Genomic DNA, 7,445 nt, shown 5'->3' on the forward strand with positions numbered 1-7,445 from the left:
GGGCGGCTTTGCGATCCATGCCGCCAAACACTATGGCTGTCATGTCACCACGACGACCATTTCCAGAGAGCAGCTGGAGCTCGCGAAAGAACGGGTCCAGAAAGAGGGGCTGGAGGACCAGATTACCCTACTGTTTGACGATTACCGGGACCTCGAGGGGCAATTCGACAAACTTGTTTCCATCGAGATGATTGAAGCCGTTGGCCCTCAGTTTCTCAACAGCTATTTCTCCCAAATTAACGCCCTGTTGAAGCCCGACGGGTTGGCTCTGGTGCAGGCCATTAACATGCCGGAGCAGCGGTACCAGAGAGCTTTGAAAAACGTTGATTTTATCCAGCGATTTATCTTCCCGGGGAGCTTTATTCCCTCTTTCGGAGCCATCCTCGAATCGGTTCGAAAAGAAAGCAAGCTGGTACTCACCCATGCCGAGGATACCGGCTTCCACTATGCCAAGACCCTTCACGACTGGTGCGACCGGTTCATGGCCCAGCGGGACAAGCTGGAGTCGATGGGTTACGACGAAGGATTCCGGCGCCTGTGGCACTTTTACTTTGCCTATTGTGAAGCGGGCTTCAGCGAGCGGGCCATTGGCGTTGCGCAGCTGGTGTTCGCCAAGCCCGGCAACAAACGCGAGAACATCTTGAGCGTATGATCGCCTCCGAAACTGCCCGTAACGTTCTTAATTTCCTGCTGTTCCAGGCAGGCTGGTTTGCCTGCGTGTTTTATCCCGGGCTGATCGGCGCCGGGATCGTGGTGATATTTCTGGTGCTGCATTTTGTCCTGGTCAGCCAGAACCGGATGACCGAGCTTCAGTTCATCGGCCTGGGAACCGTCGTCGGCTCAGTTCTGGACGGCATCTGGTTCCGGACCGGCATTCTGGACGACGGCTCCGGACAAGTGATGCTCACTCCCCCTTGGCTTGTCGCCATCTGGGCCATCTTCATGACGACTCTGAGCCATTCCCTCGACTGGATCAGCAAGAAAGCCTGGCTGCCCTTCGTACTTGCGCCCTTTGCCGGCCCCTTCGCCTATTGGTCGGCGAGCCAGCTCGGTGCAGTGCAGCTGCCAGACTTGCTGCCATCGCTGATTGCACTCGGGTTTGGCTGGCTGGTTGTCTTCCCGCTGCTGCTTTTCGCCCGCAAAACGCTTTACCCGGAGCTGGTTCGATGAAACGCGCTACCTGGTCAGTTTACGTGGCGCTGTTGGCAGTCGCAGGGCCGGCCGCGGCCGCAGATTTCAGTTTCATCGGTACCGCAAGCACGGGAGACGGCAACGTTATTTACGAAGAGCGCCATTCCGTTGATGGTACCTGTGAGGAAGGCGTATTCCGGCCCCGGCAACACGAGGTGACCTACTTCAAACCGGACGCGGACGAGTCATTCGCCCGCAAAGACCTTGAATACGAGGTTTCAGTACTGCGTCCGTCCGTAGACTTCGTTCAGCCGACATTCAGTGAAGAAATGCAGATCACCTACCCTGCACCCGACACTTTGGTGATCGACTGGCAGACGCCAGGCGGCGATTCAGAGCAATTCGAGGTGACATACCCGGAAACTACCGTTGTGGATGCCGGGTTCGATAACTTCGTACGTCAGAATTGGCAGAGTGTTGTGGCTGGCGAGCCGGTTGAATTCCGGTTTCTTGGACCTACCCGGGGCGAGCATTATGGTTTCGTTCTGGAACGGGTCGAGAACGACCGGGTGAATGCTGACCATGTCGTACAGATACGCCCTACCGGCATGGTGCTGCGTTTCCTGGTCGACCCCATCGTGCTGGGTTACAGCAACTCGGGTGCCCTTTCCGACTATCTGGGCCTCACCAATATCCGGAAAAACCAGGATGAAAACTACACCGCCCATATCCGCTATAAAGTGAATACCACCCCGGATTGTGAACTGACCCCCTGAAACTGTCGCCCCTGCCAAGGCAGACCCCGGGGGTCAGTATGGTAAACTCCGACGGGAATCAACGCCGGAGAGTATTTTGAAATGATGTTCGTCTCTTTCAACGTCAACAGTATCCGCACCCGCCTGCACCAGCTTGAAGCCGTAATAGACGCCCTCGCACCGGATTTTATCGGCCTTCAGGAAACCAAGGTTCAGGACGACGACTTTCCGGTAGAAGCAATCCGGGACCTTGGCTACCACGTGCATTTCCACGGGCAAAAAACCCACTATGGCGTTGCCCTGCTCTCAAAAGCGGAGCCGGAGGAGGTTGTCAAAGGCTACCCGTGGGATGGTGAGGATTCCCAGCGCAGGCTGATTACCGGCCATTTCACGGTCAATGGCGAAAAGCTGACGGTGATCAACGGCTATTTTCCCCAGGGTGAAAGCCGTGACCATCCGGTGAAGTTTCCTGCCAAGGAGAAGTTCTACGGGGATCTGATGCGTTACCTGGACGAGCTCAAGAAAGCGGGCGGCTACGTGGTGGTGATGGGGGATATGAACATCTCTCCAACCGATAAAGACATTGGCATTGGCGCCGACAACGCCAAACGCTGGCTACGAACCGGTAAATGCTCTTTCCTCCCGGAGGAACGGGAATGGCTGGGCCAGGTCGAGTCTCGCGGTTATACCGATGTGTTCCGGCACCTTCATCCTGATGAAGCGGACACTTTCAGCTGGTTTGACTACCGCAGCAAGGGTTTCGAGCGAGACCCCAAGCGTGGTCTGCGGATTGATCTGATCATGGCCAGTGACAGCCTGCTGCCCAAAGCCCGGAAAGCGGGTGTTTCCTACGACATTCGAGCCATGGAAAGGCCGTCCGACCACTGTCCGGTCTGGGCGAGCTTCGAGCTCTAGGGGCTGGCCCGGCGCGATATGAAAAAAATCAAAACCCGCGACCGTATACTCCAGACCAGCCTGGCGCTGTTTAACACCGTCGGCGAACCCAATGTCACCACCCTGCTGATCTCTGATGAGATGGATATCAGCCCGGGTAACCTCTATTACCACTTCAAGAGCAAAGGCGATATTGTCGAGGAAATCTTCGACCAGTACGAACACGACATGGTCGACTTGTTGGCGGTTCCGGAAGACGCCGACATCAGCCTCGACCAGCAGGGGTTCTTTCTGCACCTGCTGTTCGAGACCGTAGCCCGCTACCGGTTCCTCTATCAGGATCTGGTGAACGTGTTGTCCCGGTACGATCAGCTGCAGGTACGATTCAAGCGCATCCAGAAAAAGAAAAGACTGGCTTTCAAGACGATTTGCGAGAGCTTTCGACGCCAGGGCATTATGGCGATTGAGCAGGAAGAGCTTGATTCTCTTTGTGAGCAGTTGACGCTAACCGCCTGTTATTGGAGTGCTTTCGATACGCTCTCTCACCTGGATGACCGGGAGGCAGTGGATCCGGGGCGGGGTGTTTACCAGATGATCTACCTGGTGCTGCCCTACCTTGCGCCGGCCGACCGGGAGGAAGCCCGGCTGATGAGCCGGGATTATCTCTGAGCCGTAACGTTATTCTTCGTCGTCACCGGCACGTTTCCGCAGGCGGGCAAGTTCTGATTCAAGGGCTTCAATACGCCGCTCCATAGATTCGATTTCTTCACGGCGATGTATGCCCAGACGTCTCAGGGCACCGGACACCCGTTCATCAAACATGTGCTCAAGCCGATCCCAGGTGCCAGTGGCTCGCTCCCGAACCCCTTCAACCCGATCTTCCACGGACTTGATCTGCTTTTCGACGACGCCCCGGGTTTTGTTCTCGAGCTGCTCACCTTCCTGCACAAGACGCTCGAAGAAACGGCCAGTATCTTCCTCGGCTTTGGTATAGGCGCCCAACCCGGCCAGCCAGATCTGGCGGGCTGAACCCTTGATTTTTGCCGCCAGTTGCGGATCATTCTCCGGCTTATTGTCGTTCTCGTCAGACATGTACAACCTCGGGAGTGCGGATAGTTCTTTCTAACCGCCATTGTATTACAGCTTGGCCCGGATTTCAGTCGGCCTGGAACCCGCGCAACGAAAGGCGGCAGTATAAAGACGCATCCGATATGAAAAAATGTTTTCAAACGAAAGTGAGTCTCGCTTGAAGTGTTCAAAATATAGTCAATACTTCCCAATACCGGCGTCCCTGCTGATGCCGGTTTGTCTGGAAGTCTTTCATGGATACTACTCGCACGCCTCTGCCCGGCATCCTTTGCCGGGCTTTTTTTTGTTATTATTGCCCCAAGATATATGCTTATTCCAAAATGAAAGTCTATAAAATTCGGAGTATCAGATGATTGAAATTGCGTGGAGTAACTTCACCCCCTGGTCAGCGTTGGCGGGTGGCATACTGGTGGGCATAGCTGCCGCCAGCTTTCTGCTTCTCAACGGGCGGATTGCAGGCATCAGTGGCATTCTTGGCGGACTTCTTTCACCGGCAAAAGGCGATATTGCCTGGCGCGTGGCGTTCCTTGCCGGACTGATTGGTGCACCGGCAGTCTGGGTACTGGCTACAGAGCTTCCCCCTATCGAAATCGAGGCCGGCTATCCCGCGCTCATTGTTGCGGGGCTGTTGGTGGGGATCGGCACCCGATATGGTTCCGGCTGTACCAGTGGACACGGGGTTTGCGGTCTGTCCCGCCTATCGCTGCGCTCGCTGGCAGTCACGATGAGCTTCATGGCTGCCGGATTTGTCACCGTGTACGTGATTCGTCACCTGATGGGGGTGTGACGCCATGAAATTTTCTCTTGCTTCTCTGTTTGCTGGCCTTGTCTTCGGAATGGGGCTTATCGTTTCCGGCATGGCCAATCCTGAAAAGGTGCTCGGCTTCCTTGATATCGCAGGCCTTTGGGATCCTTCACTGGCGTTTGTGATGGGCGGCGCCATCATGGTGGGTGTGGTCGCGTTTGCTGTTGCCCGCAAGCGCACCCTTTCCTTCCTCGGGTTCCACATGAAAATGCCCACCAGTGCCCATATCGATAAACGATTGGTACTCGGGGGTCTTATGTTCGGCGTTGGCTGGGGTATCGCCGGCTTCTGCCCCGGGCCGGGACTGGTCGCGCTCGGTGCCGGTGAAACCAAAGCGGCGGTGTTTGTTGCGGCCATGGTTGCGGGCATGGGCATTTTCGAAGTCATTGAGCGCAACCGTGCGAAAGTGTAAGTATTTTCTGTAAATTTACCCGCCGCCATTCTGACACAGCCCGGGGGCTGTGCGATCATGGCGGCAGCTCCACCACCCGATTCGGAGAACGACATCCATGGATATCAGAAAAATCGACGACAACATTTCGGTAGCCCCGCAGATTTCCATTGAAGACGTGGCAGAAGCCGCGAAGCTGGGGTTCAAGACTCTCGTAGCAAATCGCCCTGACCACGAAGAGCCGGGCCAGCCTGCCATGGCGGATATTGAAGCCGCCGCCAGGGAACAGGGCCTTGAGTGGGTATACATGCCGGTGGAGTCGGGAAACATCACTGACGACGACGTAAACCGCTTCGCGCCGATGATCCGGGACGCCGAAAAACCCGTACTGGCATTCTGTCGTTCCGGGACCCGCTGCACCGTGCTCTGGGCTCTGAGCGCGGCCAGAAACACATCAGCCGATGAGATTTTTACCAAAGCACGCAACGCCGGTTACGACATTTCCGGCCTTGCACCAAGAATGGCGCAGCAGGCCGCCGACAAAGGCTGACACTGCCACCGCCTAACCAACGTTCAGGATCTACCGCATGCAATACAAAGGTTCAGAGAATTTCAGCCACAACCAGTCTGACCGATTGGGAGTGCTGGTTACCAACCTGGGGACACCGGATGCGCCAACAACCTCGGCCCTCCGTCGCTACCTGGCTGAATTTCTCTCGGACCCCCGGGTGGTCGAATTGCCGCGGCCGCTCTGGTGGCTGATCCTTCACGGTGTGATCCTGAGAATTCGTCCCAAGCGAAGCGCAGAGGCTTACTCAAGCGTCTGGCAGCCGGAGGGCTCTCCCCTGCTGCTGCACACTGCAAAGCAGGCTGAGGGTATCCGAGAGGCACTCAAGCGCAAGTACGGCCCTAACGTGGTCGTCGGCTTTGCGATGCGCTACGGCAACCCCTCAATTTCCCGGGTTCTTGATGAGATGCAGGAACAGGGCGTACGGAAACTGCTGGTTCTGCCACTTTACCCCCAATACTCCGCGTCGACCTCGGCCTCCACCTTCGATGCCATTGCCAAGGATTTCTCGAAACGGCGCTGGCTGCCCGATTTCCGTTTCATTTCTCACTACCCGGATTATCCTCCGTACATTGAAGCCATGGCGCGCCATATCGAGGCGCACTGGGCCAACCATGGACGCAACCAGAAGCTGGTATTTTCCTACCATGGCGTGCCGCTCAAGTACCTGACCAAGGGCGATCCTTATCACTGCGAGTGCCACAAAACGTCTCGCCTGCTGGCTGAGCGGCTGGGCCTGAGCAAAGAGGACTACATGACCACGTTCCAATCCCGCTTTGGCAAGGAAGAGTGGCTCAAGCCCTACACGGATGAAACCCTGAAGTCCCTGCCAGGCAAAGGCGTCAAATCCATCGACGTATTCTGCCCCGGCTTTTCATCCGATTGCCTCGAAACCATTGAGGAAATCGACGAAGAAAACCGTGAGTACTTCATGGAGGCCGGCGGTGAAGGGTTCAGCTACATCACAGCGCTGAACGCCACACCCGGGCACATCGAAGCCCTGGTAAAACTGATCGAGGAAAATCTGGAAGGCTGGCAGGTGCCAAAGAACGAGCCAGAGGCTCTGGCAGCTCGCCAGCAGCGGGCAGCCGAGCAGAAAGAAGCAATCTATCCGGGCCGGGATCTCTGATCCGCCCCCGAATTGTAGCCGGGGCTGCATCAGCTGCCCCGGTTTCCCTCCTTACCTTCAAAGCCCTCTGAAAGATCCGGTACAGACTGGCAGAACGTGCATTCGTCCGCATCAACGGCGGCGCCGCCAGCCTCCACATAACGCACCTTGTGGCTCGCCTTGCCCCGATTTGCGGACACGGAAAACTTGCGGTTCCGGCGTTCGGCCGAACCGGTATCAGATGTTTGATGATTCTGAAATTCGCCCATAACATCCTCTCGTAGTCTCTATGCAAGAATAATGAGGGTTAACTGGCTTCAAACCAAGTAGGGATAACCACGTCGTTATGACGGGAAATATCACGTGGGGAACAGGAGATTCGGAAGAAAGAAAGGTAAGAGGAAAAATGGCGGTGGGCCAGGGATTCGAACTCTTATATGAAGTAGAAACTAGTCCGAAGCCCAACTGTGTGTATGCATCAAAATCAGACTCTCACGTTCTTCGCCAACGCTTCCCTTCAATTAAAAGGGCTTTCAGCCATACCATCAATTAGATTAGTCTCACTAACTACATAATTCGAGGAATTCACACAATACGCATCTGGATGCGCATTGTGTGAATTCAAGGGTCAGTGACCTGCACCCAACCTTCTAACCCATCCTAATCTGAGTAATGCTCATCACTGACCCTGACCCCGTATTAGG

At 55.7% G+C, this 7,445-nt stretch carries 11 protein-coding genes; 9 read left to right on the forward strand and 2 right to left on the reverse strand.

Annotation, left to right across the window (positions count from 1 at the left end; all coding sequences use genetic code 11):
- From B2W52_RS13400 to B2W52_RS13420, 5 genes are all read left to right on the forward strand, one after another.
- A partial coding sequence (locus B2W52_RS13400; RefSeq protein WP_286803526.1) for an SAM-dependent methyltransferase occupies positions 1 to 652 on the forward strand: 652 nt, incomplete at its 5' end.
- Positions 649 to 1,170 (forward strand): DUF2878 domain-containing protein, encoded by a 522-nt coding sequence (locus B2W52_RS13405; protein WP_053115357.1) that lies wholly within the window; start codon positions 649 to 651, stop codon positions 1,168 to 1,170. The genes B2W52_RS13400 and B2W52_RS13405, both read left to right, overlap by 4 nt.
- Positions 1,167 to 1,907, forward strand: coding sequence for a hypothetical protein (locus tag B2W52_RS13410; RefSeq protein ID WP_008171662.1), 741 nt, complete (start codon positions 1,167 to 1,169; stop codon positions 1,905 to 1,907). The genes B2W52_RS13405 and B2W52_RS13410 overlap by 4 nt, the downstream gene beginning before the upstream one ends.
- A gap of 81 nt (positions 1,908 to 1,988) precedes the next feature.
- On the forward strand, positions 1,989 to 2,801 hold the full coding sequence (gene xthA / locus B2W52_RS13415) for an exodeoxyribonuclease III (RefSeq protein ID WP_008171663.1): 813 nt from the start codon (positions 1,989 to 1,991) through the stop codon (positions 2,799 to 2,801).
- Between the two features lie 18 nt (positions 2,802 to 2,819).
- The gene (locus tag B2W52_RS13420; RefSeq protein ID WP_273071154.1) at positions 2,820 to 3,449 is read left to right on the forward strand and encodes a TetR/AcrR family transcriptional regulator; all 630 of its coding nucleotides are present in this window, start codon (positions 2,820 to 2,822) and stop codon (positions 3,447 to 3,449) included.
- Between the two features lie 9 nt (positions 3,450 to 3,458).
- Here the strand turns inward: B2W52_RS13420 and B2W52_RS13425 are convergent, their stop codons facing one another.
- Complete coding sequence (locus B2W52_RS13425) at positions 3,459 to 3,872, reverse strand: phasin family protein (protein ID WP_008171665.1); 414 nt, start codon at positions 3,870 to 3,872, stop codon at positions 3,459 to 3,461.
- A 346-nt stretch (positions 3,873 to 4,218) separates the two neighbouring features.
- Between B2W52_RS13425 and B2W52_RS13430 the strand changes: the two genes are divergently transcribed.
- From B2W52_RS13430 to hemH, 4 genes are all read left to right on the forward strand, one after another.
- On the forward strand, positions 4,219 to 4,656 hold the full coding sequence (locus B2W52_RS13430; protein WP_008171666.1) for a YeeE/YedE family protein: 438 nt from the start codon (positions 4,219 to 4,221) through the stop codon (positions 4,654 to 4,656).
- 4 nt (positions 4,657 to 4,660) lie between these two features.
- The gene (locus B2W52_RS13435) at positions 4,661 to 5,086 is read left to right on the forward strand and encodes a YeeE/YedE family protein (protein WP_008171667.1); all 426 of its coding nucleotides are present in this window, start codon (positions 4,661 to 4,663) and stop codon (positions 5,084 to 5,086) included.
- 97 nt (positions 5,087 to 5,183) lie between these two features.
- Positions 5,184 to 5,615: a protein tyrosine phosphatase family protein gene (locus B2W52_RS13440; RefSeq protein WP_008171670.1), complete on the forward strand. Its 432-nt coding sequence runs from the start codon at positions 5,184 to 5,186 to the stop codon at positions 5,613 to 5,615.
- A 37-nt stretch (positions 5,616 to 5,652) separates the two neighbouring features.
- Positions 5,653 to 6,762, forward strand: coding sequence for a ferrochelatase (gene hemH, locus B2W52_RS13445; RefSeq protein ID WP_008171672.1), 1,110 nt, complete (start codon positions 5,653 to 5,655; stop codon positions 6,760 to 6,762).
- Positions 6,763 to 6,791: 29 nt separating this feature from the next.
- On the opposite strand, the gene B2W52_RS13450 is transcribed toward hemH, so the two are convergent.
- Entirely contained in the window at positions 6,792 to 7,010 is a 219-nt protein-coding gene (locus B2W52_RS13450; protein WP_273071155.1) for a hypothetical protein, read from the reverse strand.
- Between the last annotated feature and the right edge of the window lie 435 nt (positions 7,011 to 7,445).

The organism is Marinobacter sp. UBA2498, from assembly GCF_002341575.1.
Taxonomy (GTDB): domain Bacteria; phylum Pseudomonadota; class Gammaproteobacteria; order Pseudomonadales; family Oleiphilaceae; genus Marinobacter; species Marinobacter manganoxydans.

What these genes read in the sequence shown, in the direction of transcription:
- B2W52_RS13435 (WP_008171667.1), top strand. Translation starts at nt 4,661, where the DNA reads ATGAAATTTTCTCTTGCTTCTCTGTTTGCTGGCCTTGTCTTCGGAATG.
- B2W52_RS13450 (WP_273071155.1), bottom strand. Translation starts at nt 7,010, where the DNA reads ATGGGCGAATTTCAGAATCATCAAACATCTGATACCGGTTCGGCCGAA.
- xthA (WP_008171663.1), top strand. Translation starts at nt 1,989, where the DNA reads ATGATGTTCGTCTCTTTCAACGTCAACAGTATCCGCACCCGCCTGCAC.
- B2W52_RS13420 (WP_273071154.1), top strand. Translation starts at nt 2,820, where the DNA reads ATGAAAAAAATCAAAACCCGCGACCGTATACTCCAGACCAGCCTGGCG.
- B2W52_RS13430 (WP_008171666.1), top strand. Translation starts at nt 4,219, where the DNA reads ATGATTGAAATTGCGTGGAGTAACTTCACCCCCTGGTCAGCGTTGGCG.
- B2W52_RS13425 (WP_008171665.1), bottom strand. Translation starts at nt 3,872, where the DNA reads ATGTCTGACGAGAACGACAATAAGCCGGAGAATGATCCGCAACTGGCG.
- B2W52_RS13405 (WP_053115357.1), top strand. Translation starts at nt 649, where the DNA reads ATGATCGCCTCCGAAACTGCCCGTAACGTTCTTAATTTCCTGCTGTTC.
- B2W52_RS13410 (WP_008171662.1), top strand. Translation starts at nt 1,167, where the DNA reads ATGAAACGCGCTACCTGGTCAGTTTACGTGGCGCTGTTGGCAGTCGCA.
- hemH (WP_008171672.1), top strand. Translation starts at nt 5,653, where the DNA reads ATGCAATACAAAGGTTCAGAGAATTTCAGCCACAACCAGTCTGACCGA.
- B2W52_RS13440 (WP_008171670.1), top strand. Translation starts at nt 5,184, where the DNA reads ATGGATATCAGAAAAATCGACGACAACATTTCGGTAGCCCCGCAGATT.